This window comes from Streptomyces sp. NPDC059567, from assembly GCF_042735655.1.
Taxonomy (GTDB): Bacteria; Actinomycetota; Actinomycetes; order Streptomycetales; family Streptomycetaceae; genus Streptomyces.
The window spans coordinates 6,226-7,120 of sequence record NZ_JBHWBS010000036.1 but is presented as its reverse complement, the minus strand read 5'-3'; the positions used below and the strand labels follow the sequence as shown (position 1 = coordinate 7,120).

Below are 895 nucleotides of genomic sequence, written 5' to 3'. Positions count from 1 at the left end.
GGTCCACATCGTGCGGACGGCCACCGACGACCTGAAGGGCGTCTGGCGGGTTGGCCGGGCGCGCCCCCCCCGCCCCCCTCCCCACGCCCCGCCCCCCCCCCCGCCCCTTCGCCACGACAAGCACCCTCGGCCGCGCAGGGCCTGGACGGCGGCGTCGAGCCGCTTGTCGAAGTCATCGACGGCCTCAGCCTCTCGGCCAATGCCGACTCGATCCTACAATGGACAATGTCCAAGTCAAGCAGACTTCCAAAGTCACACCCGTTCGGGACCCTGATGCCGCCACTGTTAGTCTGGTCCTCATGAGTGACCTGTTGGAACGACTGCGCGGCCGCGGCTGGCGAATGACCGCGCAGCGGCGCGTCGTGGCCGAGGTCCTCGACGGAGATCATGTGCATCTGACCGCCGACGAGGTCCATGCCCGTGCCGTGGAGCGACTGCCCGAGATCTCCCGGGCGACCGTCTACAACACGCTGGGCGAGATGGTCACGCTCGGCGAGGTCATGGAAGTGGCGACGGACGGCCGCGCCAAGCGGTACGACCCGAACGCCCACCGCCCGCACCAGCACCTGGTCTGCGGGCGTTGCGGCGCCATCCGCGACGTCCACCCCTCCGGCAACCCGCTGGCGGATCTCCCGGACACGGAGCGTTTCGGCTTCACGATCTCGGGCGTCGAGGTCACGTACCGCGGCATCTGCCCGAACTGCGCCGCCACGGCCTGAGCCGACGGCCTCTGACGACAAAGCCCCCACCGGACGGTGGGGGCTTTTCCGTACCCCTGCGCGGGGGCGGGAACGACGAATGGCCGGGAGCCCCGAAATGGACCCGGGCGAGCCCTTCGACCGTGTAGCGGGGGCCACGATTTTAACACCGCCCCCGGGGGGATTTTACCCCCCCG

General features: G+C 69.9%; 1 protein-coding gene. It reads left to right on the top strand.

From position 1 onward, the window contains the following. Nucleotides 1–299 precede the first annotated feature (299 nt). A complete protein-coding gene (locus ACFVZW_RS18050) occupies nucleotides 300–719 on the top strand; it encodes a Fur family transcriptional regulator (RefSeq protein ID WP_361850624.1) in 420 nt (139 codons plus the stop codon). Nucleotides 720–895 lie beyond the last annotated feature (176 nt).

What these genes read in the sequence shown, in the direction of transcription:
- ACFVZW_RS18050 (WP_361850624.1), top strand. Translation starts at nt 300, where the DNA reads ATGAGTGACCTGTTGGAACGACTGCGCGGCCGCGGCTGGCGAATGACC.